General features: G+C 50.8%; 18 protein-coding genes. 16 read left to right on the forward strand and 2 right to left on the reverse strand.

Translation table 11 applies throughout. The features are described 5' to 3' along the window. The first annotated feature begins 42 nt into the window (after nt 1–42). The 7 genes from spoT (at nt 43) to K0H59_RS19245 (ending at nt 8,200) form a co-directional block, all read left to right on the forward strand. A complete protein-coding gene (gene spoT, locus K0H59_RS19215) occupies nt 43–2,145 on the forward strand; it encodes a bifunctional GTP diphosphokinase/guanosine-3',5'-bis pyrophosphate 3'-pyrophosphohydrolase (protein WP_011624879.1) in 2,103 nt (700 codons plus the stop codon). 22 nt (nt 2,146–2,167) lie between these two features. Then, nucleotides 2,168–2,551 carry a RidA family protein gene (locus tag K0H59_RS19220; protein WP_220054068.1) on the forward strand — a complete coding sequence of 128 codons (384 nt, stop codon included), beginning with the start codon at nt 2,168–2,170 and terminating at the stop codon, nt 2,549–2,551. Nucleotides 2,552–2,783: 232 nt separating this feature from the next. Then, nucleotides 2,784–4,448, forward strand: a complete 1,665-nt coding sequence (locus tag K0H59_RS19225) for an AMP-binding protein (RefSeq protein WP_220054069.1) — start codon at nt 2,784–2,786, stop codon at nt 4,446–4,448. A gap of 161 nt (nt 4,449–4,609) precedes the next feature. Further along, a complete protein-coding gene (locus K0H59_RS19230) occupies nt 4,610–5,560 on the forward strand; it encodes a calcium/sodium antiporter (protein ID WP_220054070.1) in 951 nt (316 codons plus the stop codon). 176 nt (nt 5,561–5,736) lie between these two features. Continuing rightward, nucleotides 5,737–6,441, forward strand: a complete 705-nt coding sequence (locus K0H59_RS19235; protein WP_220054071.1) for a hypothetical protein — start codon at nt 5,737–5,739, stop codon at nt 6,439–6,441. Between the two features lie 83 nt (nt 6,442–6,524). Beyond that, nucleotides 6,525–7,604 (forward strand): sensor histidine kinase, encoded by a 1,080-nt coding sequence (locus K0H59_RS19240; RefSeq protein ID WP_220054072.1) that lies wholly within the window; start codon nt 6,525–6,527, stop codon nt 7,602–7,604. Continuing rightward, nucleotides 7,604–8,200 carry a DNA-binding response regulator gene (locus K0H59_RS19245; protein WP_088212277.1) on the forward strand — a complete coding sequence of 199 codons (597 nt, stop codon included), beginning with the start codon at nt 7,604–7,606 and terminating at the stop codon, nt 8,198–8,200. Before K0H59_RS19240 ends, K0H59_RS19245 begins: the two co-directional genes overlap by 1 nt. 5 nt (nt 8,201–8,205) lie before the next feature. On the opposite strand, the gene K0H59_RS19250 is transcribed toward K0H59_RS19245, so the two are convergent. Beyond that, nucleotides 8,206–9,321: a DUF1963 domain-containing protein gene (locus tag K0H59_RS19250; protein WP_220054073.1), complete on the reverse strand. Its 1,116-nt coding sequence runs from the start codon at nt 9,319–9,321 to the stop codon at nt 8,206–8,208. 216 nt (nt 9,322–9,537) lie between these two features. Here K0H59_RS19250 and K0H59_RS19255 point away from each other — a divergent pair, with 216 nt between their 5' ends. The 3 genes from K0H59_RS19255 (at nt 9,538) to K0H59_RS19265 (ending at nt 13,016) form a co-directional block, all read left to right on the forward strand. Next, complete coding sequence (locus tag K0H59_RS19255) at nt 9,538–11,064, forward strand: YifB family Mg chelatase-like AAA ATPase (protein WP_088212275.1); 1,527 nt, start codon at nt 9,538–9,540, stop codon at nt 11,062–11,064. Nucleotides 11,065–11,164: 100 nt separating this feature from the next. Further along, nucleotides 11,165–12,067, forward strand: a complete 903-nt coding sequence (locus tag K0H59_RS19260; protein WP_088212274.1) for an acyltransferase — start codon at nt 11,165–11,167, stop codon at nt 12,065–12,067. Between the two features lie 7 nt (nt 12,068–12,074). Continuing rightward, nucleotides 12,075–13,016, forward strand: coding sequence for an acyltransferase (locus K0H59_RS19265; RefSeq protein WP_220054074.1), 942 nt, complete (start codon nt 12,075–12,077; stop codon nt 13,014–13,016). Nucleotides 13,017–13,076: 60 nt separating this feature from the next. Here K0H59_RS19265 and K0H59_RS19270 read toward each other — a convergent pair whose 3' ends face one another. Then, nucleotides 13,077–13,550, reverse strand: coding sequence for a DUF523 domain-containing protein (locus K0H59_RS19270; RefSeq protein ID WP_220054075.1), 474 nt, complete (start codon nt 13,548–13,550; stop codon nt 13,077–13,079). A 348-nt stretch (nt 13,551–13,898) separates the two neighbouring features. Here K0H59_RS19270 and K0H59_RS19275 point away from each other — a divergent pair, with 348 nt between their 5' ends. From K0H59_RS19275 to K0H59_RS19300, 6 genes are all read left to right on the forward strand, one after another. After that, nucleotides 13,899–14,687: a GntR family transcriptional regulator gene (locus K0H59_RS19275; protein WP_109287226.1), complete on the forward strand. Its 789-nt coding sequence runs from the start codon at nt 13,899–13,901 to the stop codon at nt 14,685–14,687. A 66-nt stretch (nt 14,688–14,753) separates the two neighbouring features. Next, nucleotides 14,754–15,632, forward strand: a complete 879-nt coding sequence (gene prpB, locus K0H59_RS19280) for a methylisocitrate lyase (RefSeq protein ID WP_089066750.1) — start codon at nt 14,754–14,756, stop codon at nt 15,630–15,632. Between the two features lie 233 nt (nt 15,633–15,865). Further along, nucleotides 15,866–16,993, forward strand: coding sequence for a 2-methylcitrate synthase (prpC, locus tag K0H59_RS19285; RefSeq protein WP_220054076.1), 1,128 nt, complete (start codon nt 15,866–15,868; stop codon nt 16,991–16,993). 126 nt (nt 16,994–17,119) lie between these two features. Beyond that, nucleotides 17,120–19,723 (forward strand): Fe/S-dependent 2-methylisocitrate dehydratase AcnD, encoded by a 2,604-nt coding sequence (acnD, locus tag K0H59_RS19290; RefSeq protein ID WP_220054077.1) that lies wholly within the window; start codon nt 17,120–17,122, stop codon nt 19,721–19,723. A 129-nt stretch (nt 19,724–19,852) separates the two neighbouring features. Then, nucleotides 19,853–21,046: a 2-methylaconitate cis-trans isomerase PrpF gene (prpF, locus tag K0H59_RS19295; RefSeq protein WP_220054078.1), complete on the forward strand. Its 1,194-nt coding sequence runs from the start codon at nt 19,853–19,855 to the stop codon at nt 21,044–21,046. Nucleotides 21,047–21,324: 278 nt separating this feature from the next. Further along, nucleotides 21,325–25,842 carry an EAL domain-containing protein gene (locus tag K0H59_RS19300; RefSeq protein ID WP_220054079.1) on the forward strand — a complete coding sequence of 1,506 codons (4,518 nt, stop codon included), beginning with the start codon at nt 21,325–21,327 and terminating at the stop codon, nt 25,840–25,842. Nucleotides 25,843–25,888 lie beyond the last annotated feature (46 nt).

A 25,888-nucleotide genomic window follows, 5' to 3' on the forward strand; every position in this document is an offset into this window, starting at 1 on the left:
TCTAATTGAGTCACACCTGTTTGGGTAAAGGAGAGCTGCCACTTGTATCTGTTTGAAGGTCTAAAGGAGTCTGCTTCCGGTTACTTAGAACCCGAACAGGTAGAATTGCTCAAGCAGGCGTACCAAGTTGCGCGTGATGCCCATGAAGGGCAAATGCGCACCAGCGGCGAACCTTATATTACCCATCCGGTTGCGGTTGCCCGCATCCTCGCCGAGATGCGTCTCGATCACGAGACGCTGATGGCGGCCTTGTTGCACGACACCATCGAAGATACCTATGTCACCAAAGAGGACTTGGCCGAACAATTTGGCGAAGCCGTGGCAGAGTTGGTTGAAGGGGTGTCTAAGCTCGACAAGCTGAAATTTCGCGACAAAAAAGAAGCCCAAGCGGAAAACTTTCGCAAAATGATGATGGCGATGACGCAGGATATCCGCGTTATTCTCATCAAGCTTGCCGACCGCACCCACAACATGCGTACCTTAGGTGCGTTGCGCCCCGATAAACGCCGCCGCATTGCCCGCGAAACCTTAGAGATTTACGCGCCGATTGCCAACCGACTCGGTATTCACAATATCAAGACGGAGTTAGAGGATTTAGGCTTCCAAGCCTATTATCCCATGCGCTATAGGGTGTTAAAGGAAGTGGTTAAAGCTGCCCGTGGCAACCGTAAAGAGCTCATTCAAGGCATTGAGGCTGCGGTACTCACCCGCCTAAACGATGCGGGCATTAAAGGCAAAGTTAAAGGTCGCGAGAAAAACCTCTACTCCATCTATAACAAAATGCAGAGCAAGGAACTGCAGTTCCAAGAGGTGATGGATATCTACGCCTTTCGCGTCATCGTCGACTCCATCGATACCTGTTACCGCGTGCTCGGTGCCATGCACGGCCTGTATAAACCGCGTCCGGGTCGCTTTAAAGATTATATCGCTATCCCCAAAGCCAACGGTTATCAGTCGCTACATACCTCGTTATTCGGTCCCCACGGCGTACCCGTCGAGATCCAAATTCGTACCGAAGATATGGACCAAATGGCCGACAAAGGGGTTGCTGCCCACTGGGCTTACAAAGGCGGCGCCGATGGTCAAGGCACCACCACGCAAGTGCGTGCCCGCAAGTGGATGCAAAGTTTGCTGGAACTGCAACAGAGCGCCAGCACTTCCTTCGAATTCGTGGAAAACGTTAAAACTGAACTCTTCCCCGAAGAGATTTACGTCTTTACCCCCGAAGGTCGCATTTTAGAATTACCGGTTAACGCCACCGCCGTCGACTTTGCCTATGAAGTCCACACAGATGTGGGCAATACCTGTGTCGGCGCCCGTGTTAACCGCCAAGCTTATCCGTTAAGCCAGCCATTAATCTCCGGTCAAACCGTTGAGATCATTACTGCTAAAGGCGCGCGTCCGAATGCCGCTTGGCTTAACTTTGTGGTGACGGGTAAAGCCCGCGCCAAAATCCGCCAAGTGCTCAAGAGCCTAAAAGCAGATGATGCTATCGCCCTTGGCCGCCGCTTGCTTAACCATGCGCTGGGTAAAACCAAACTCGATAGCATTCCAGCCGAGCAGATTGATAAAGTCGTGCGCGATACCAAGCACGCCAATTTAAATTCCTTACTCGCCGACATAGGCCTTGGCAATGCCATGAGCATCGTCATCGCCCAACGTTTGATTGGCGATAATTTAGAGAATCAAGAGAGCCGCGATTCTCACCTGATGCCAATCCGTGGCGCCGAAGGCATGTTAGTAACCTTCGCCAACTGCTGCCGCCCTATTCCAGGTGATGCGGTGATAGCCCACGTGAGCCAAGGTAAAGGCTTAGTCGTCCACATGGAAAACTGCGCTAACATTCGCGGTTACCAGGGCGAGCCAGATAAATACATTCCCGTACAGTGGGACAATGTCGAAGGCGTCGAGTATCAAGCCAATCTGCGGGTGGAAATTGTTAACCACCAAGGCGCGCTGGCGAAGATCACCTCGATTATCGCCGCCGAAGGCTCGAACATTCACAACCTTAGCACCGAAGAGCGCGATGGCCGCGTTTACTTGATTAACCTGCGGATTTCGGTGAAGGACAGGATCCATTTAGCTAACGTGATGCGCCGTATCCGGGTACTCCCCGAGGTGTTGCGTACATCCCGTAATCGTTAATCATTACTTTAGAGAGAGCGTCATGGCAGAAAAAATCATTATCGCGACCGAAAACGCCCCTGCGGCAATTGGCACTTATTCTCAAGCGGTTAAAGTCGGCAATACAGTGTATTTATCCGGCCAAATCCCACTGGTGCCAAGCACAATGCAAATCGTGAGCGATGATTTTGAGGCGCAGGTAGTGCAAGTGTTTGAAAACTTAACCGCCGTTTGTACCGCAGTTGGCGGCACGATCAACGATATCGTTAAGCTCAATATCTTCCTGACGGACTTAAGCCACTTCGCGAAAGTGAATGAAATCATGAGCCGTTACTTTAGCCAACCTTACCCAGCTCGCGCCGCTATCGGTGTGAAGCAACTGCCTAAGGATGCTCAAGTCGAAATGGACGGCGTGATGGAGCTGTAAGCTTCCACCGATGTTAAGAGGCGCTGAGGCGCCTTTTTTATTGCCTAATGCGCCCGCGGCTCCTGCTCTGACCTGTGATTAAGTTCATTTTCATTTCATACTCAAACGATAGGCTAGTCCGTCAATTTTAAGATTTTACAATCTTGCAAACTATTTGCGTGGCCTCACAAAACTCGCCATACTGGGCACCTATGTTGGGGTTAAAATAACAATAAAGAACAGGGAATTGCCTATGGATAATGCGATTAAGACGCCAATCGAAATGTTGGCGCACTGGGCGAATACGCGTGGGGATGAAATCTATTTGCGCCAGCCCATCAAGGGTCAATACCTTGATTTCACGTGGAATGAAGTGCAAGAAAAAGTGCAGCAACTCGCGGGTGCACTGCGCCATTTAGGCCTAGAGCCGGGCGATAAGATTGCCGTGCTCTCTAAAAACTGCGCCGAATGGTTTATTACCGACCTCGCCCTGATGCACGGCGGCTATATCAGCGTTCCCATCTACCCAACCGCCAATACAGATACTATCCGCTATGTGCTTCAACATAGTGGTGCCAAAGCGATTTTCCTCGGCAAGCTCGACCACTGGGCCGATCAAGAAGCCGGCGTCGGCGGCGAATTACTCCGCCTTGCCATGCCCTATGAAACCATGCCGGCTCAATATCAATGGGAACAACTGCTCAAGATGGGCAACCCTTTGATTGAAGCGCCGTTACCTGAGCCAGATCAGACCATGACCCTGATTTACACCTCGGGCTCAACGGGCCAACCTAAGGGTGCGATTCAGACGTTTGCCAGCTATGGCTGGACTTGCCAAGCCGTGGTGCGCGATCTACGTACCAATGGTAACGACAGATTATTGTCCTACTTACCGTTAGCGCATATTACCGAGCGTGTGGCGATCGAAGGCTCATCTTTTTATTCCGGCAGCACAGTTGCCTTCGTCGAAAGCTTAGACTCCTTCGTTGCCGATGTGCAGCGCGCTAAACCGACGGTGTTTTTCTCGGTTCCACGGCTATGGAGCCTGTTCCAGAAGAACATTATCGACAAGATTGGTGTTGGCAAACTCAATCTACTGCTTAAGATCCCACTGATTAGTAGCCTAGTAAAACACAAGATCCACAAAGGGTTAGGACTCAACCATTGCCGCTTACTCGGCTCTGGCTCGGCGCCTATTCCGCCTTCACTCATTCATTGGTACCACAGCATTGGCTTGGATATTTGTGAAGCCTGGGGCATGACGGAAAACTGTGCTTACTCCATCATCAACTACCCCTTCGATGCGCGTAAAATTGGCACTGTGGGTAAACCTGTGCAGGATTGCCAAATCCGCCAAGGTGAAGACGGCGAACTGCTGCTGAAGAGTCCCGGCCTGATGACAGCCTATTATCTGCAACCCGAAGCGACAGCGGCGGCCTTCGATCCCGATGGTTTCTTCCATACTGGCGATCTCTGTGCCATCGATGCCGATGGTTGCGTGACTATTACCGGTCGGGTGAAGGACAACTTTAAAACCGCCAAGGGTAAATATGTCGCCCCAGTACCCATTGAACGTAAGCTCGCGCAGGATCCCCATGTGGAGCTGATTTGCGTCATTGGTTCCGGCCTGCCGCATCCCGTCGCGTTAGTGCAACTTTCCGAGGGCGCGACCTTACAAGCCCGCGAAGAAGTTCGTGCATCTTTAAAAGCGACACTCGATAGCGTGAACCCACATTTAGAGTCCCATGAGCATGTGGATGCGATTGTGGTCGTGAACGAACCTTGGACCATCGAAAACGATGTGTTAACTCCGACACTGAAGATCAAACGCCATGTGCTCGAGAAGGCGTTTAGTGAACGTGTCGACGGTATTCGCGGCGCGCAAGTGCGCTGGGAAGATGAGTTATCTGCAAAATAACCCATCGAATCCTTAACTCACCTCTAAAGCACACCTTTTCGGTGTGCTTTTTTATGACATATTCTGTCAAAACGGTTGAAAAACACGTATCATGTGCGCCTGTCAGCATAAGCTGATACACCTTAAATCAATTCACTCAATCAGGTTTAACAGAGTCTAAAATGCTCATTGCACTTTCAATTATCGGCGGCTTTATCATTTTAACCTTAGGCGCAGAAGCCTTAGTCCGTGGCGCGAGCTCGATCGCCCTACGTCTTGGCATCACGCCCCTCATCATCGGCTTAACCATTGTGGCCTTTGGTACCAGCGCGCCCGAACTTGCGGTGAGTGTTAAGTCAGCTCTGGCGGGCAATAGCGGCATTGCACTGGGTAACGTGATTGGCTCGAACATTGCTAACATTGGTTTGATTTTGGCGATAACTGCGCTTATTCGCCCGATTCAAGTACAGTCACAAATGGTAAGACGGGATATCCCCTTGATGATCCTCGCCTCTATGCTGTTTTGGGGATTGTTATTTGATGGCGAACTCAGCCTGATTGACGGCGTGATTTTATTATCACTGCTTGTTGGCTACCTAGTATTCAGCTATTTCAGCTCGAAAAACACCACAGATGCCGACGGCGAAATCATCGAAGAAGGCCCTAAAAACCCATTACTATCAGTAGCATTTATTGTGGTAGGCATCGGCATGTTAGTCGGTGGCGGGATTTTATTTGTGAATGGCGCGGTCGATTTAGCCAAGGTATTTGGCGTGAGCGAAGTCATTATCGGCTTAACCATTGTCGCTATCGGCACCAGTATGCCCGAGTTAGTGACCTCTGTTTTAGCGGCGCTCAAAGGTGAGAGCGATATCGCTATCGGTAACGTGGTTGGCTCTAACCTATTCAACATTTTAGGTATTTTAGGTGTGACTGCGATTGTGCACCCGGTATCGGCCCTAGGTTTCCAATCCTTCGACTTTATCGTGATGCTCGCCTTAGCCGTAGTGATTTTACCCTTCGCTTGGTCAGGTCTGCGTATCGGTCGCCGTGAAGGTGCCACGCTGCTTGTCGCTTACTTAGGCTACATGGTTTACCTAGTCAACCAAGCCAGCACTCAAGCCGTCGTATAACGCGCAGCGCCTCATCTTACAAAACACCGGAGCCTCTCCGGTGTTTTGCTTTTAGGCTTAAGACATGACATTTGTCATGCCCAATTGATGACCTTTGTGTCTGCACTCAGGCCAAGGTATTTCTGATAATGAAGCCGTCCCCAAGCAATGGGTTATCACTTCAATAAGGAAATACCATGAAAACACTCTTACTATTATCGAGCCTTGCCCTCGCCTGCACGCCGGTATTCGCGGCTTCCAACTCGAGCCTCAATATCGCAGAAGTCGACAAAGCGGCAAGCACCTTGAATATCGAAAAATTGCAACAGCTCAGCACAACAACGCAGGATTACGAAGCGGCTTATGCCAACTACCGCTTAGCCATTAGCGCTAATGTGATGGGACAAAAAACAATTGCAGAAAATGCCTTAGCCTCAGCTCAAACCAGCTTAGAAACCCTCAATAATACCCAAGCCGATGCCGAGTCCCTCGCGCTATTATCGTCCGTCTACGGCATGCAAATCGCCTTGGATAACAGTAAAGGTGCCGAACTTGGGATTAGATCCGCCAATGCCATCGCCCAAGCCGAACAGCTGGCACCGCTTAATCCGCGAGTCGCATTAGTGAAAGCGATTGCCGCCTATAATACGCCCGCCATGTTTGGTGGCAGCATGCTGCATGCAAAGACCCTCGCCAGCAGCGCCATTGAGCGGTTTAATCAACCTTGCGAGGACATTTGCTGGGGTGAGGCCGAAGCTTACACTTGGCGCGGACTCGCAAAACAGGAGTTAGGTGACGCCCAAGGGGCGATCAAAGATTGGCAACAGGCGCTGCAAGTGGAAAAAGATTATGGTTGGGCTAAGTTTTTACTTCAACAAAATCAGCAAATAAGTGCAAAATAACCCCTGAACAGGCAAAAGGATTGGCTGACGTTTGCGGCCAATCCTGCCATCGGTAGCCAGCTATTGGCCTTAGGCGAAGCGTCATGACTCAACATTCAGTGCAAATAGAACAAAAAATCGCATGGGTTTACCTGATTAACCTGGCGTTTTATCTGATCCCGCTGTTTGTCACGCCCTATCCGAGCTGGCAGATAGGACTCATTTTAGCCGTACTTATTCCCTTTATTTACAGCTACTTTTGGGCCTATCGCTGCCATACTCGAGTGGCTTATCGACCCATCAGCGTCATGCTATTACTGGCCATTGCCATCACACCCATCAATCCTGGCTCTATTTCTCTCTTTACCTTTGCCAGTTTCTTTATTGGCTTCTTCTATCCGCTCAGAGTTAGCCTGTTAAGTTGGCTTGGGATTTTGGTTTTACTGTTCCTACTCAACCACTTTAGCCAGTTCAACAATTTGTATTTCCCAGTGTATGGCTCAGCGTTAGTTTTCGGCGTTGGCATGCTGGGGATTGCCGAGCAAAAACGTTATCAGCATAGATTGAAGGAGCGACAAAGCGCGCAGGAGATCAGCACCTTAGCGACCATGGTTGAACGGGAGCGCATCGCCAGAGACTTGCACGATATCATGGGGCACAGTCTGTCATCGATTGCCCTAAAGGCTGAACTGGCGGAAAAACTGCTCGCCAAACACGAATATCAATTAGCGACCACTCAGTTGCAAGAGCTAGGACAAATCGCTCGGGAGAGCTTGAGCCAAATAAGGCATACGGTCTCAGATTATAAACATAAAGGGTTGGCTAGCTGCGTCACTCAATTATGTAACACCCTGAGGGACAAGGGCATCGTGGTGGAGCTACTAGGCGAGTTACCCAAATTATCCGCCAGAGCAGAGAGTCAGCTCGGTTTAGTGTTAACCGAGCTGGTGAATAATATTCTGCGCCACAGCAGCGCCAGCCAATGTCGCATTCAGTTTCGCGAGCAGGCCGATAGCCTTATCGTCGATGTGCAAGATAACGCCCCAACAAGCCCTATTATCGAGGGTAACGGCCTAACAGGGATCCGCGAGCGGCTCGCTAGCCTTGGGGGACATTTAAGCTATGATCTTGAACAGGGATACGCCTTTAGCGTCAGCTTACCTTTGCAGGGAGCAACAGATTAATGCACATTCTTCTCGCGGAAGATCAGGCTATGGTACGCGGTGCGCTCGCAGCACTGTTAACCCTAGCGGGTGGTTTTACCATCACCCAAGCCAGCAATGGCGATGAAGCCTTAAGCCTGCTGAAACAACAACATTTCGACCTATTGCTGACGGATATCGAAATGCCAGGTCGCACCGGCCTAGAATTAGCGTCTTGGTTGAAAGAACAACATAGCCATACCAAGGTCGTAGTTATCACTACCTTTGGCCGCGCAGGTTACATCAAACGCGCCATTGAAGCGGGCGTGGGTGGTTTTTTACTGAAAGATGCGCCCTCGGAAACCTTAGTCAACGCCATCCAACAGGTGATCGCGGGTAAGCGGGTTATCGATCCTGAGCTGGCAATCATGGCGATTGGCGATATCGATCCCCTCAATGATAAAGAGCGCCGCGCCCTACGTTTTGCCAGTGAAGGCAAGTCCACCGCCGAGATAGCCGAGATGCTGTTTATTGCCGAAGGCACGGTACGTAACTATTTATCCGAAGCCATTGCCAAACTCAATGCGAGCAACCGAATCGATGCCGCCCGCATCGCCAAGCAAAAAGGTTGGTTATAGCTCTGCTAGTTGTCATAAATGCAGTAAATGCGATCGAATTTGCCTAACGCTAAATCCGCTTGGTGGATAATAAAATTCAACTGCATTGAGTGCTCACTATAGACGGCTTTGAACAGCACCAGATAATCTTCGGCATTACCGCCTAACTCAGTCGCGGCGTGGAGCTCCGGGGCTTTATAGCGGCTATCACCATGTCCATTAATGCTGGCGATACCATTGTAATACGGCAGCGGCTGCTCGGGGACGAGCAATGCCTGCAAGTTGGATGACTGCCAGTCGGTATTAGCCCATTGCGATTGAGTGAGAATCTGACCAGGGATAAACCCGTGCTCATTCAATTGTATCAGCTCATAGCCCTTGAGCTGATCTTGCCACTCTGGTACCAATTCATCATCCACAACCTCAAGGGCTTCCAGCACCATGGCTTGTTGCGGTTCTGGTAGCGCTTGTAAACGTGCCTTGGCTATCTTTACTAAATGCGGGTTGTCACTATTAATCATGTCAGGGGCTATCATCTTAATGCTGGCAATCCCCTGAAGTTGATAAGCCGCCTCATACTCATAATTTGCACATACAGCATCGTCGAACTTAGGTTCGGCAATCGCTTTCCCAGAGTTCAGTTGCTGATCTTCAGCGACATAATAAACATGGCCGCGAAGCATTTCCGAGAATCGCCAGCGCTCCAAAAAGAACAACAATCGCCCTTCTCGAGGCAAGTAAGATTGAAACGCCTTCAGTTCGCTACAGTTGAGCTGTGCGATAAATTGCATGGGCACACGAAAGGCCTGCGCCGCCTCGTCCCAGTCCCAATCCTGCGACCAGCAATAATGCTCCTCGATATACTCGCGAGTGTGGTCGAATTCCTCAGCGTAAGCATCCAGCATCTCCTCCCTTCCAACCAGAGTCACCGGATAATCCATGCCGACAGGCAAATCCGGCAATCCACCTAGTCGGCTGTTACCTAACTGGGCATAGTCTTCATTTGCACAGGGATAGAGGTCGACACTACTGCGAATAAACGCCGAAAGGACGTTGGCAAGCTTGGGGTCTTTAAACTGTGCCAGCTTTTGCTCGAGTAGCTGCTGACGAATGGGGGAATTTTCTGCTAACAACATATCCATATTTACCTCACTGCTCCAATATTGGCTTTTTATCATTTCTATCAAATATTTGCTATCGCTTAACCGTTCAAGCTGCCAATGCTGTCACGCTAACGCTACCGCCTGAGTCAGCCGCTTACGACTCTGGCGGACAGCGGCCAAGTGAATTGAAAACCCTTAGGCAAATTACTGCTAAACTCAAATTCTGCGCAAAAAGATCAACAAAAGGATTTGTTTATGGCGATAGCCTGCGTGCATACCCGAGCCAGTTGCGGTGTTGAGGCTCCAGAAGTCATAGTGGAAGTGCATCTCAGTAATGGTCTACCCGCCTTTAATCTGGTGGGCTTACCCGAAGCCTCGGTCAAAGAAGCGCGCGAGCGTGTACGCAGCGCTTTGATCAATGCGGGATTTGAATTCCCCATGCGCAGGATAACGGTTAATCTCGCGCCGGCGGACTTGCCTAAACAAGGGGGCCGTTACGATTTGCCCATCGCCATAGGCATTCTGGCGGCTTCGGAGCAAATCCCCGCCAGCAGCCTTAAAAATACCGAATTTGTTGGCGAGCTCGCGCTCTCAGGGCAGATACGCCATTGCCAAGGGTTACTGCCCGCCATCATTGCGGCTAAACGCCATAATAATCAGTTAATTCTTCCCTTAGAGAATCGCCACGATGCCGAGCTTGTGGGCTATCACGGCGTCTATTTTGCTTCCCATTTGCAAAGCTTAGCCGCGTTTCTCCACGGACAGGCGCCACTGCCTATGCTCGAGCAACAGCTCGAGTGGATTAGCGACGAGGCGCCAACCACCCAGCCTTGTCTAAGCGACGTTATAGGCCAGTATCAAGCCAAACAAGCCCTCGAAATCGCTGCGGCCGGAAACCATAACTTACTGATGCTCGGCCCGCCGGGCACAGGCAAAACCATGTTAGCCAGCCGAATTATGGCCTTATTGCCCATACTCAATTACGAAGAGGCATTAGAGGTCGCCGCCATTCATTCGGTGGCGGGCATTAATATCAAACCGCAGGATTTTTTGAAGCGGCCATTTCGCGCGCCGCACCATACCAGTTCGTCCATCTCCTTGGTCGGCGGTGGCAGCATTCCTAAACCTGGGGAAATCTCCCTAGCCCATCGCGGGGTGTTGTTTTTGGATGAAGTCGCCGAGTTCCCCCGTAAGGTGCTCGATTGCCTGCGTGAACCCATGGAAACGGGTGAAGTAGTGATCTCCCGCGCCGCCGCTAAGTTAACCTTTTTGAGCCGCTTTCAGTTGATCGCCGCCATGAATCCCAGTCCCAGCGGCGATATTGAAGGGGCGAACCGCGCCACACCCGATCAGGTTCAGCGTTATCTCGCCAGACTCTCGGGGCCTTTCTTAGATAGGTTCGACCTCACCATCGAAGTCCCAAAACTCCCCGCGGGCACACTCACACAACCAACAAGTGCCAGCGAAACCAGTGATGAAATAGCCAAGCGAGTCAAACGCGCCCGCGATAGTCAACTGGCGCGAGCTGGCATGCTCAACAGTGAACTCTCGGGAAAACAGCTAAAACAATTCGGTGGCCTCAGCGACGCCGACTTAGGCTTTTTAGAGCAGAGTGTCGTCAAGCTCGGGTTATCCGTTCGCAGCTTCCATCGCATTCAACGTGTTGCCCGCACCATTGCCGATCTGGAGCAAGCCCCCAATACCGAACGGCGCCACCTCGCCCAAGCCTTAGGTTATCGCGCCATGGACAAACTATTAGCTCGCTTATCCCAGCAGTATTGAGGCTCCAAATGTTAACAAATGCCCCGACCAGCTGCCGTAAGATTGAGCCAAACGCCGACACCGAGTAACATAGGCCTCCAATTTTTATCAGGAGGCACTAATGGGGACGCTGTTTTCACAATTAAAAGGCTGCATTGCCTTCTTAGGCTATGTCGTGAATACCTTGTTTTGGGTGATACCTATAGTGCTCGGCAGCCTGATAAAGCTTATCCCTCTGCCGCCACTGAGAACGGCCATCAGCTACTTTCTCGACTTTTGCGCGAGTGCCTGGATCAGCGTCAATGGCGTGATTGAGCGAGTGCTGCACCCAGTCGACGTCGAACTCACGGGTGACACCCAATTCTCGACCAAAGAATGGTATATGGTGATTGCTAACCATCAGTCTTGGGTCGATATTTTAATCCTACAACGGGTGTTTAACCGCCGCATTCCTTTCCTGAAGTTCTTCCTCAAACAGGAACTGCTTTATGTACCAGTATTAGGACTGGCGTGGTGGGCATTAGACTTTCCCTTTATGCGCCGCTATAGCACGGCACAGCTGAAGAAAAATCCAAAGCTTAAGGGCAAAGATATTGAAATTACACGTAAAGCCTGCGCGAAATTTAAGACAAAACCCGTCAGTGTGATGAACTTTGTCGAGGGTACGCGCTTTACTAAGGCTAAACATAAAAAGCAAAACTCACAGTTCCAACATCTGTTAAAACCTAAAGCGGGTGGCATGGCCTTCGCGCTATCGGCGATGGGAGAACAGATCCACAAGTTAGTGGATGTTGCGATTTACTACCCAGGCCCAGTCCCTAGCTTTTGGGACTACCTGACAGGCAAGCTGCCAAAGGTTAAAGTACACATCAAAGTGAGTGATATTGCGCCGGACATGCGTGGCGACTACATGAATGACCGTGATTTCAAAATTGGCTTCCAAGAACAATTGAACGACATTTGGCTCGCTAAAGATCAAGTGCTCAGCCAACTGGCTGGCCAAGCGGACCAAGAAGTAAGGTAAAACCTCTATGTTGAATTTCCTTCCCGGCCCAGTGCTGTTTATTCTCAGTCTGAGCCTGCTGATCATTAACACCGCCCTTTGGGGAACCTTGGTTTGCCTCGGTGGTGTAGTGAAAATGCTGATGCCAGTGCCAAGTGCACGCAACGCCGTAACAGCACTGATGAACCGTTTTATGTGGGCATGGGCGAGCTGCAATGGTGGCATTTTATATTTGATTGCCAAAATCGAGTGGGATGTCCAAGGCCTCGAAGGATTGGATAAAAACGGCTGGTACTTGTTAATCAGTAACCACCTCAGTGGCTTTGATATTGCCGCGCAGACCTATCTGCTGCGTAACCATATCCCTATGCTGAAGTTCTTCCTCAAGAAAGAGCTGATCTATGTCCCTATTATGGGCCTAGGTTGCTGGGCGCTCGACATGCCCTTTATGGACAGAACTAGCCCGGCAAAACTCAAGAAAAATCCAAAGCTTAAGGGTAAAGATTTAGCCACTACTCGCCGCGCCTGTGAGAAGTTTAAAAATATGCCCACCTCGATCATTAACTATGTTGAGGGCAGCCGTTTTACCGAAGACAAACGCCAGCGTCAGGATTCACCTTACCGCAATTTACTCCGTCCCAAGGCTGGCGGAATTGCCTTTACTCTGTCGGCCATGGGTGAGCAATTTACCAATTTGTTGGATGTAACCTTAGTGTATCCCGATGCCCCGGATGATGTGTTATTCGGCGTGATGAACGGCAAAGTGCGTAAGATTGTGGTGCGAGTTCGCGCCTTACCAGTGCCGCAAGTCGATGCGACTCGTTACTTTGCCGAATCCGAGTACCGCGTCGAGTTTCAGCGTTGGTTAAACCAAATTTGGGTCGAGAAGGACGAGCAAATCGATGCGCTATTACTGCAACATCGACAACTCACGGATAGCGCCACCAGCACCCACACACAGCTTCCCTAATACAGATTTACGAATACAGCTTCACTGACGTAAAGTGAGTCGATAGCGGGTTAGGCTTACCTAGCCCGCTGATTCCGCCTCAAGCTGTGCCAGCCTCGTTGCCACTTGCGCTAATTCGGTTTCATTAAACACGCTCACACCCGCCGCCTGCAGTAATTCCGCCGTCATTCCCCGTCCTGCGATTAAACGTTTACTGAAGGTGCCATCATAAATATGTTGATTGCCACAGGAAGGACTACGCGCCTTTAAAATCGCAATCTTAATACCTTGATCCTGAATCAGAATAAGTGCCTTTTGTGCCCCCAGCCTAAAGGCCGCTGTTACATCCTCCCCCTCCGCCGTTAGCACTAGCTCACCGACACGTTCGGCCGCAGGCCTTGGTGTGGGTAATCCGCCCGCACATTCAGGACAAAACGCCACTATGCGGCCTTCTCGCTGCCATCGCAGCATCCACTCGTCTTGCAGCAGATTATGACCGCCGTCATAACGTACCGCCTGCCCGAGCAAACAACTGCTAATGAGGATTTTCTCCATCCTGTCCCCCTAATGCCTTAACCCCGAGAGCCTTAACCCTGTGAGTGCCAACCGATACCTTCTCAGCATTGTACTCAATAAGTCGCAATGGGGTAAAAGCTGCGTTTTATCGCACTATCAGACATCACTCAACACCAAAATTGTCGACAATTATCAATTACAAAATAAAGAAGAAAAAATAATCAAAATCAACAAACACACAAAATAATCAATAAATACATCGATTAGCATTATTTAAGCCAAATATATAGACTTACGTCTAAGTAAACACATTGTTGACAATAACCTTTATCGGGACTATTTTTTACCCATTGTCGACAATCCAGCAATCAACGAGTGATTCGAAGTATGTTGAAGCAAGAGACCATATTCCCAACAGATGACACCCCAAGCTCAGTGGCCCATGCCGCGACGAGCCCAACGAATAAGGTGAAATCCCTCGCCAGCGAAAAATCGTCGACCACCTTAGCTGATCAAATTTTGGTGCAAATACAAACCAGCATCATCAAGGGCGAACTGCCTGCGGGCAGTAAGATCAACGAGCAAGCCCTCGCCGAAAAATATGGCATCAGTCGTGGCCCGACCCGTGAGGCGCTGCAAACCTTAGAGAGACAACGTCTCGTTGTCCGCGCCCCCCATGTCGGTGCCCGTGTTGCTCAACTGACTGTGAGCGAGTTAAACGATTTATATCAATTACGTAGCGTGCTCGAAGGCATGGCCTGCGAACTCGCCGCCAGCCGTATTACCCCAGAGCAGCTTGCGAAGTTGCAAGACCTGCTCGCCGTGCAAGAAACCGCGCTGGCCAATGGCGATACCTATTTCCAAGAGGAAGGCGATGTCGACTTCCACTATCAAATTATCCAAGCCAGCGGCAATAAGCATCTGCAAGAAACCTTAATTGGCGGGCTCTACCACCTGCTGCGGATGTATCGCTATCAGTGCACCAATAAGAATCGCCCAGTAAAAGCCATTGCCGAACATAGACGTATCGTCGAGGCCATTGCACAACGTGATGGCGAACTCGCCAGCCTGTTGATGCGTCGCCATATTGAGCAAGGCCGTAAAAATACCGAATTACGCTTGATTGAATTACAAGCTAACGCCGCCGCGAAAGAAACCTTAGCCAATATTAACTAAGGCGTTGCGGCCCATAAGCATCCAATGCTGAACACTCAGTACCCTAAACAGGATAAGGACAAGACCATGACCCAAAGCGCAGGATTACGTTTTCGCCAAGCTCTTGCTAACTCAAAACCGCTGCAAATCGTCGGCACCACCAATGCCTATTTCGCCCTGATGGCGGAGCAAACGGGTTTCCAAGCCCTGTATCTGTCGGGCGCGGGTGTAGCGAACGCCTCCTACGGTTTACCGGATTTAGGCATGACCTCGATGAATGACGTGCTGATCGACGCCGGTCGTATCACCTCTGCAACCAAGCTGCCACTGCTGGTCGATATCGACACAGGTTGGGGCGGCGCTTTCAACATCGCCCGCACCATTAAAGAATTTGAAAAAGCTGGTGTTGCCGCCGTGCACATGGAAGACCAAGTATCGCAAAAACGTTGTGGCCACAGACCCAACAAGGCCGTGGTAAGCACAGAAGAAATGGTTGACCGTATCAAGGCCGCTGTCGATGCCCGCACCGATCCTAACTTTGTGATCATGGCGCGTACCGATGCGGTTGCCGTTGAAGGTTTAGAAGCGGGTATCGAACGTGCAAAAGCCTATATCGCCGCCGGTGCCGATATGATTTTCGCCGAAGCCTTAACTGAGCTCGACCAATACCGTCACTTCAAGGCTCAGGTTAACGCGCCAATCCTGGCGAACATGACCGAATTTGGCCAAACCCAATTGTTCAATAAAGAAGAACTTGCCGAAGCGGGCGCCGACATGGTGCTTTACCCACTAGGCACTTTCCGCGCCGCTAACCAAGCCGCACTGAAAGTGATGCAAGCGCTGATGAATGATGGTCATCAACGCAATGTCTTAGACACTATGCAGACCCGAGCGGATCTGTATAAGTACTTGGGCTACCACGCCTTTGAAGACAAGTTAGACCAATTGTTTAGCCAAGATAAGTAAAAGATAAGTACAGACCATGGACGTCAGTAGAAGCTTTGGCTTCGCGTTGTTACTGATACCCAGATGCGTGAGCCGTGACCTCAAATAACGGCTCATGCATCACCGACACGCTGCAACCCTACATAAGGCCGAAACGAGTATTTCGCCAACATTATGCAGCTTTAACCAAAAAGGTAGACGGCCAATTTTGAGCCTGTCTGCAATAACCATAGCGTTAACGGAAGGGAAGGATTATGTCAGACGCAAAAAAATTAAGTGGTGCAGGATTACGTGGCCAGAGCGCGGGTGAAACCGCATTAAGTACCGTAGGTGTATCGGGCAGTGGCCTGACCTACCGCGGTTACGATGTGAAAGATCTGGCCGAAAACGCGACTTTTGAAGAAGTCGCCCACCTCATCCTCTACGGTGAGTTGCCAACCACAGCACAACTCGATGCCTATAAAACCAAACTTAAAGGCATGCGCGGCCTGCCACAGGCATTAAAAGAAGTGTTAGAGCGCATTCCTGCCGACGCTCATCCAATGGATGTGATGCGTACCGGTTGTTCTATGCTGGGTAACCTCGAAGCCGAGCACAGCTTTAGCGAGCAAAGCCAAATTGCCGACCGTTTACTGGCGGCCTTCCCATCGATCATCTGCTACTGGTATCGCTTTAGCCACGATGGCGTGCGCATCGAAACCGAAACTAATGATGAGCAAATCGGTGCCCACTTCCTGCACCTGCTACACGGCAAAGCCCCATCGGCGCTGCACGCTAAGGTGATGGACGTATCCTTAATTCTGTATGCAGAGCATGAGTTTAACGCTTCAACCTTTACCGCCCGTGTGTGTGCATCGACCCTGTCGGATATGCATTCCTGCGTCACAGGTGCTATCGGTTCGCTACGTGGTCCGCTACATGGCGGCGCTAACGAAGCGGCGATGGAACTGATCCAAGATATGAAAGACGAAGCCGATGCCCGCGATGTGTTGATGGGTAAACTCGAGCGTAAAGAGAAGATCATGGGCTTTGGTCACGCCATCTACCGTGAGTCAGACCCACGTAACGCCATCATCAAAGAATGGTCTGAAAAGCTGGCCGCCGATTACGGTGACGATCGCCTCTACCGCGTATCGGTCGCCTGTGAAGCCCTGATGTGGGAACAGAAGAAACTCTTCTGTAACGCCGACTTCTTCCACGCCAGTGCTTACCACTTCATGGGCATTCCAACCAAGCTATTTACCCCAATCTTCGTATGTTCACGGGTAACGGGTTGGACGGCGCACGTGATGGAACAACGTTCAAACAACCGCATCATTCGCCCAAGTGCCGACTATGTGGGTGTTGCGTTACGTAAAGTCGTGCCGATTTCGGATCGTTAATCGGCACAACAGAAACTGGCGCTTAGGCGTCAGTTTTGCCAACAGAACCCAGTGTGAATAATGTGCAAACTCAAATGTTTATGCACTGATGTAATGAGAACTGATGTAATAAGAATAGGTTAGGTTATGACCACAGCCATGAATACCTTATATCGCAAGCCCTTACCAGGCACTGCACTCGACTATTTCGATACCCGTGAAGCCGTTGAAGCCATCAGCCCAGGCGCCTACGCGAAACTGCCCTACACCTCTCGTGTACTGGCTGAAAACTTAGTCCGTCGCTGCGAGCCAGAGGCGCTAACCGCCTCACTAAAACAAATTATTGAATCAAAACAAGAATTGGATTTCCCTTGGTTCCCTGCCCGCGTCGTGTGCCACGATATTTTGGGCCAAACCGCACTGGTTGACTTAGCGGGTCTGCGCGATGCGATTGCCGCTAAGGGTGGCGATCCTGCGCAGGTTAACCCTGTGGTGCCAACCCAGCTGATTGTTGACCACTCGCTGGCGGTGGAATACGGCGGCTTCGATAAGGACGCGTTTGCGAAAAACCGCGCCATCGAAGACAGACGTAACGAAGACAGATTCCACTTTATCAACTGGACGCAAAAAGCCTTTAAAAACATCGATGTGATCCCTCAGGGTAACGGCATCATGCACCAGATCAACCTAGAGCGTATGTCACCCGTGGTGCATGCACGCGATGGCGTTGCCTTCCCAGATACCTTAGTGGGCACCGACAGCCACACGCCACACGTAGATGCACTAGGTGTTATCGCTATTGGTGTGGGTGGCCTTGAGGCCGAGAGCGTGATGTTAGGCCGCGCCTCTTATATGCGTCTGCCAGACATTATCGGCGTTGAGTTAACGGGCAAACCGCAGCCTGGCATTACCGCTACCGATATCGTATTGGCCCTGACCGAATTCCTGCGTAAGGAAAAAGTGGTTTCATCCTACTTAGAGTTCTTCGGCGAAGGCGCAGAGGCCTTAACTCTTGGTGATCGCGCAACCATCTCTAACATGACCCCAGAATTTGGCGCCACCGCCGCCATGTTCTATATCGACCAACAGACGCTGGACTACTTAACCCTCACGGGCCGTAGCGACGAGCAAGTTAAGCTGGTTGAAACCTATGCTAAGACCACAGGTTTGTGGAGCGATGACCTTAAACATGCAGAATACCCACGTACCCTGCACTTTGATCTGTCATCGGTTGTGCGCACTATCGCGGGTCCGTCTAACCCACATGCCCGCGTGCCAACCTCTGAACTTGCCGCGCGCGGCATTAGCGGCGTAGTTGAAAACGAGCCCGGCTTAATGCCAGATGGCGCCGTGATTATTGCCGCCATCACCAGCTGCACCAACACCAGTAATCCACGCAACGTGATTGCGGCGGGCCTGCTGGCACGTAACGCTAATACCAAGGGCTTAAGCCGTAAACCGTGGGTGAAAACCTCACTCGCTCCCGGCTCTAAGGCAGTGCAACTGTATTTAGAAGAAGCCAATCTTTTACCCGAGCTTGAATCTCTAGGCTTCGGAATCGTTGGTTTTGCCTGTACTACTTGTAACGGCATGAGCGGCGCCTTAGACCCTGTTATCCAACAGGAAGTGATCGATCGCGACCTTTACGCCACCGCCGTATTATCCGGTAACCGTAACTTCGACGGCCGTATTCACCCTTATGCTAAGCAAGCCTTCCTCGCATCACCGCCATTAGTGGTGGCCTATGCGATTGCGGGCACCATCCGCTTCGATATCGAGAAGGATGTGTTAGGCCACGATAAAGACGGCAACCCAGTTCGCCTTATCGACATTTGGCCAAGCGATGCCGAAATCGATGCCGTGATTGCGAAAAGCGTTAAGCCTGAGCAGTTCCGTAAAGTCTACGAGCCCATGTTTGATTTAAGCGTCGACTACGGCGATAAGGTTACGCCACTGTATGACTGGCGCCCACAATCGACCTATATCCGCCGCCCACCCTACTGGGAAGGCGCATTAGCGGGCGAGCGTACCCTCAAGGGTATGCGTCCACTCGCGGTATTAGGCGACAACATCACCACCGACCATTTATCGCCATCGAACGCGATCATGATGGACAGCGCGGCGGGCGAATATCTGCATAAGATGGGCCTGCCAGAGGAAGACTTTAACTCCTATGCCACCCACAGGGGCGACCACCTAACGGCGCAGCGCGCGACCTTTGCCAACCCTAAACTCAAAAACGAGATGGCGATTGTCGATGGCAAGGTGAAGCAAGGCTCACTGGCGCGTATCGAACCGGAAGGCCAAGTGACCCGCATGTGGGAAGCCATTGAAACCTATATGGATCGCAAACAGCCATTGATCATCATCGCCGGCGCAGACTACGGTCAAGGTTCTTCCCGTGACTGGGCCGCTAAGGGCGTGCGTTTAGCAGGGGTTGAGGCGATTGTTGCCGAAGGCTTCGAGCGTATTCACCGCACTAACTTAGTGGGTATGGGCGTATTACCGCTGGAATTTAAAGCGGGCGAGAATCGCGCGACCTACGGCATCGATGGTACCGAGGTGTTTGACGTTTATGGTGACATCGCGCCACGTGCAGATCTGACCGTTATCATCACCCGTAAAAACGGTGAGCGTGTCGAAGTGCCCGTGACCTGTCGTTTAGATACCGCAGAAGAAGTGTCTATCTACTCGGCTGGCGGCGTGCTACAGCGTTTTGCGCAGGACTTTTTAGAGTCAAATCTGAAGTAACTTTCGCAAACAAATAACACCCGCAAAACAACTAACATCGCACAAGGGGCGGCAACTCGACACTGAGACGCCGCGCTTTGCGACTAACGCAGCGTTTAACAAATCGCTATTCCCCTTGGAGTTAATAGCATGAGTAATCATCTTTTCCCGCCTCAGATTAAAGTGGCCGCAACTTATATGCGCGGCGGCACCAGTAAAGGGGTGTTTTTCAATCTATTGGATTTACCCGAGGCAGCCCAAGTGCCAGGCCCTGCGCGCGATGCGCTGCTGCTTCGCGTGATTGGCAGCCCAGATCCCTATGGTAAACAAATTGACGGTATGGGCGGCGCCACCTCAAGCACCAGCAAAACGGTGATCCTGTCTAAAAGTACTCAAGCCGACCACGATGTTGACTATCTGTTCGGCCAAGTGTCTATCGACAAACCCTTTGTGGATTGGAGCGGAAATTGTGGCAACTTAACCGCCGCCGTCGGCGCCTTTGCCATTAGCAATGGTCTGATTGATGCTGATCGTATTCCACAAAACGGTATCTGCACCGTACGCATTTGGCAGGCCAATATTGGTAAAACCATTATTGCCCACGTGCCTATTACCGATGGCATGGTGCAAGAGACCGGTGATTTTGAGCTCGATGGCGTGACCTTCCCCGCAGCCGAAGTGCAAATCGAATTTATGAATCCCGCCGCCGATGAAGACGGAGACGGTGGCAGCATGTTCCCCACGGGCAACTTAGTGGATGTGTTAGAAGTGCCGGGCATTGGCAGCTTTAATGCGACCATGATTAATGCAGGCATCCCGACCATCTTTATCAATGCCGAAGACTTAGGCTACACGGGCACTGAGCTGCAAGACGATATCAACAGCGATAACGCCGCCCTTGCCAAATTTGAAACCATTCGTGCCCACGGCGCGGTGCGTATGGGACTTATCAAGCATATTGATGAGGCCGCATCACGCCAACATACGCCCAAAGTGGCCTTTGTGGCGAAACCCAGCAGCTATGTGTCATCAAGTGGTAAGGCTGTCGCAGCAGAGGAAATCGACCTGCTGGTTCGCGCCCTTTCCATGGGGAAATTACACCATGCGATGATGGGCACAGCAGCCGTAGCGATTGGCACGGCTGCGGCGATTCCCGGCACTTTAGTGAATCTCGCGGCTGGCGGTGGTGAAAAAGAAGCGGTGCGCTTTGGTCACCCATCGGGCACCTTACGAGTGGGTGCCCAGGCCATGCAAGCAAACGGTGAATGGACTGTGGTTAAAGCCATAATGAGCCGCAGTGCGCGCGTGCTAATGGAAGGCTTTGTTCGCGTACCTACGGCTTAAGCCAAGAAAAGAGTTCAACCAAAGACCTTGCTTCTCCCCCTTCCGGCAAGGTCTTTTTTTATTTGTCTCATCGTGTTATCAGCTTGTGTCGACATACGGTAAAAACTGCTAAAATCCCCCCGACAGCAAATAATAACAACAAGCATTTTGCGTCCTATAAATCCGTGAATATACTGATTATTAATTTTGAAATTTAACTGAGCTGCGTCTTTCGTTGCACTACACGCGGCATCCCCAAGGTAAATGCATAATACCTCCCAGTAATGGGTTAATGGGTTTTGATAGGGGTAATTTTGAGCCATCCAGTCCTTAAACTTTTCTTCGGCGCGCTCTGCTTACTAAGCTTGTGCGGGGCGCCGCTCACAGGCTCAGCATTACCTTTAAATGCGGCTAACACACAGCTGAAATTTGAACATATCCGCAGCGAAGAAGGCTTAAATCAGAATACAATTACCAGCCTGTTTATGGACAGTGCGGGTATGCTTTGGATTGGAACTCAGGACGGCCTACATAGTTACAATGGCTATAATTTCAATCTCTTTATTCATTCGCCAAATAATCCCAGCAGCATTTCAGAAAGCTTTATTTCCGACATTATTCAAGATGCGGAAGGTTATCTGTGGATTGGCACCTTTAGCCAAGGGGTTAATCGGCTCGATCTCAATACGGGGACCTTTGAGCGCTTTGGCCTTGAACAGGGCCTAACCGATCCTAGAGTGACCAAGCTCAATATTGTCGGCAATACGCTGTGGATTGGTACCCAAGGCGGGTTGTTTTCACTGTCGATTAAAACTCAGCGGATCACGCAAGTCTCCCTCGGCAACAGCGTCGAGCCACATATCACTAGCCTCGCCAATGTTGAAAACACCTATCTACTAGCGGGAACAAGGGCCAGTGGCACCTTTGCGCTGAGTTCAAATGCCATCACTAGGCTGAATGTGCCGCAGGATCTGACTGCCTACCAGATTAAAGCGAATTCGACTCGCGCCATCACCTTAGCGTTGGGCAATCAGCTATGGCATTACGATTTGGTTTCACACCAAGGAAGTATTCTCTGGCAGGCAGAGGACGATATTCCTTACCTCAAGGATTTTATTCAAACACCCCAAGGACAGTTTTGGGTGGTCGGTCCCGAAGCGGGTCTTATCCAGCTAGAGCGTGAGGCGGGGCGTTTCGTTGCGGCTTACCATAAATACGATATGCAGCGTCCCAACAGTATCAGCGACAATAATATCCTCTGTTTATTGCAAGACACCTTCGGCAATCTCTGGCTCGGGGGAAGTTATTCTGGCTTGAATAAGATCAACACCCGTCGGCAGTACTTCCAACATCTATTTGAATATACAACCGAATTACCTCAGCAGAGCAATAATATCCGCACCATTTTTCGTAGTCAGGATAAAGCACTGTGGATAGGTACCGAGGGCGCGGGCCTCAAGCGCTTAGCCTTCAATGCTAAACAATATGAACATTACACTTCGGCTTTTGCTAAGGCACTCGGTAAAGAAACGCGCCATTTAAATCTTGTCCTGCGTGCGATCACCCAAGACAGGCAAGGCGTGCTCTGGTTTGCCAGCAATTATGGCTTAGGGCGCTTAACTCCGAGCGGTGAATTTAGTCTGCTTAAGCTTACTCAAAGCCAAGATCCAGCCTCAGAAGCGAACTATATTCGTAGCTTAGAGCTGGATGCTCAGGGCCAACTCTGGGTCGCAACTTCCCACGCCTTGTACCGAAAGGCGCTTGAAAAGGATGAGTTTACCTCTGTCCCACTCACAGATATTGAGAATTTTCATCCCACACAAAACCTACTGCTGATACTTAGAACCGACGGCAATACTCTGTGGATTGGTTCACTCAATGGTTTAGTTAAACTCGATATGCAAACGGGTCAAGGCCAAGCCTTTTACCATGACCCAGAAAATAAAAACACCATTATTAACAATCGGATTCGAGACGTTTTAGTCGCAAGCAATGGCGACGTCTGGTTCGCGACCCACGGCGGTATTAGCAGGCTATCGGCTCAAGCCGAGGATATGGTTTTTAGGGATTACACCCGCGAACAAGGCCTGCCGAGCGACACGATTTACGCCCTGCTCGAAGACGATGAGCACCATATTTGGTTCAGCAGCAATGCGGGCATCGGCAAGTTGAATCCCACCAATGGCAAAATCATCAACTTCAACGAGCAAGAAGGTTTGCAGGCGTTGGAGTTTAACGGCGGCGTCAAACTCAAAGACAGCGATGGCGACCTCTGGTTTGGTGGCATTAACGGCATCAACCGCTTTAATCCTAAGGCGATACCCGACCAAAGAAGCGAAGCCAAAGTCGCCCTAACGGCCTATAAAATTGCGGGTAAGAGGCACACTATCCTCGATCTTAGCCATCCGCCTAAAATCCTGATGAACTATGACGACCAGCTCGTCAGCTTTGAGGTCACTTCCCTCGATTTCAGTTACACGGGGAAAAATCGCTTTAGTTATTATCTCGAAGGGTTTGATAACCAATGGCATGATCTGCCCTCGGGGAATGAAATCACCTTTACCAATATCAACCCCGGCCACTATGTGCTCCATGTTCGCCATTCTTTGGAGTACAACAGCGAGGGCAGCTATGCGCTGCTGGTCAATTTAACGGTCAAAGCGCCCTTCTATCGCTCGCAAATTGCCTATGCACTCTATGTCCTGCTAGCACTTGGGCTACTGGGCTGGATAGTGTTGTGGCGTAAACAGAAGCGCGAACAGCAACAAGAGTTTGAAACCAGCATCCGTGCCTCAGAAGAACGACTCAAACTGGCACTGTGGGCCTCGGGCGATGGCATGTGGGACTGGAATATCCAAGAACAGCAGGTCTATCGTACTCATACGGATATTCCGGTTTCCCAGTGGAGCAGCCACACGCTGCTGCACGACAATGCTCACCCAGAGGATAGAGAGCGCTTTAAACAAGTCTTGACCGACCATTTACAAGGGCGCACACCGTTTTTTGAAATGGAATATCGCATCGAGCACTCACCGGGCAACTGGCTGTGGATCCTCGAGCGCGGCAAAGTGGTTGAGACCAATAACCAGGAACAGCCCATGCGGATGACGGGCACCACCCGTAATATCACCTCCCGCAAGCTGATCGAGAATGAGCTGGTGCTCTCCTCCCAAGTGCTTAACAGCATGAACGAAGCCGTTGTGGTAGCAGGTTTAGACTATCGTATCCGCTCGGTAAACCCCGCCTTTAGCGCGATTACCGGATATTCGGAGCGGCAAATCAGTGATAAATATTTAATTCACTTAGCCTACAGCCGGCAGCAGCGAGATCTGTTCAACAGTATTGAGCAGCAACTGCTACGCCATAAACATTGGGCGGGTGAAATTTGGATCCGCAACAGGGCGCGTAAGGCGATTCTGGTGTGGCTTGAGATCAACCAAGTGATCGATGTAAAAGGCGAAACTAGCCACTTTGTGGCGGTGTTTACCGATATCACAGAGCGTAAAAAGGCCGAAGAGGATCTCCGCTTCCTTGCCAGTTTCGACACCTTGACTGGACTGCCGAATCGCACCTTATTCCAGGACAGGCTCAACCACGCCATATCTCAAGCCCATAGGTCGAATAATATCGTCGCACTGCTGTTTTTAGATCTCGACCGCTTTAAGCATATCAATGACTCCATGGGGCACCATATTGGCGATCTGCTCCTCAAAGCCGTGGCCCACAGACTGCAAAATGCCGTCCGCGAAGGGGACACTGTGGCCCGCTTAGGTGGCGATGAATTTACTATTATTTTAGAAGGCGTGGCGAAAACCAAAGCGGCGACGCTGATCTCCGAGAAAGTGCTCAAAGCCTTCCAAGCGCCCTTCTTACTCGATGATAAGTCACTGACCATTTCGACCTCGATTGGTATCAGCCTCTATCCCAACGATGCAGAAGATGTGGATTCGCTGATTAAGTTTGCCGACACTGCCATGTACCACGCTAAGGCGCTCGGGCGGAATAACTTCCAGTTTTACACCAATAAACTCAATGAGATGGCAACACGCCATGTGCAACTCGAGGCGGGGCTTAAACAGGCTATTTCTCGCAACGAGTTAAGCTTGGTCTATCAGCCCAAATTCTGCCTGCGCAAAGGTTCTCTGACCGGACTCGAGGCGCTGCTACGCTGGCACCATTCCGAATTAGGCCCCATCTCACCCGCCGAATTTATTCCGCTGGCGGAGGAAACCGGCATTATTAACCAGATTGGCCATTGGGTGATCAACCACGCCTGCCAACAGCTTGCCGAGTGGAGTGAGTTAGGCTTTGGCGATATCAGCATGGCAGTGAACCTGTCAGCGCGGCAATTGAAGGCCGATATTATCTCAACCATCGAAGTCGCCCTTGCGGTATCGGGCCTGCCCGCCAAGGCGCTCGAGCTGGAATTAACCGAGTCGATGATCATGGGTAATCCGCAGGAGTCGGTGAATATCCTCTCTAAACTCAAGGCGTTAGGTTTGACCATCGCCGTGGATGATTTCGGTACCGGTTACTCAAGCTTGAGTTATCTAAAACGTTTTCCCATCGATACCTTAAAGATTGACCGTGAGTTTGTGCGCGACATTACCAATGACCCCGACGATGCGGCCATTACCAGTGCGATTATCGCCCTCGCCCACAGCCTAGAGTTAAATGTGGTGGCGGAAGGGGTAGAAACCCAAGAGCAGCTGAACTTCTTAGCGCTGCAAGGTTGCGATCAGGTACAGGGCTTCCTGCTGAGTAAACCGCTCAGTGCCCAAGATTGCTTAGCGCTGTTGCAACAACGGATAAAATAAAACCAGATAAAAAATAAGGCTCCCTAAAGGAGCCTTATTTTATTGA

Origin of the sequence: Shewanella sp. FJAT-51649 (assembly GCF_019457435.1) — a bacterium.
In the GTDB taxonomy this organism is placed as follows: Bacteria; Pseudomonadota; Gammaproteobacteria; order Enterobacterales; family Shewanellaceae; genus Shewanella; species Shewanella mangrovisoli.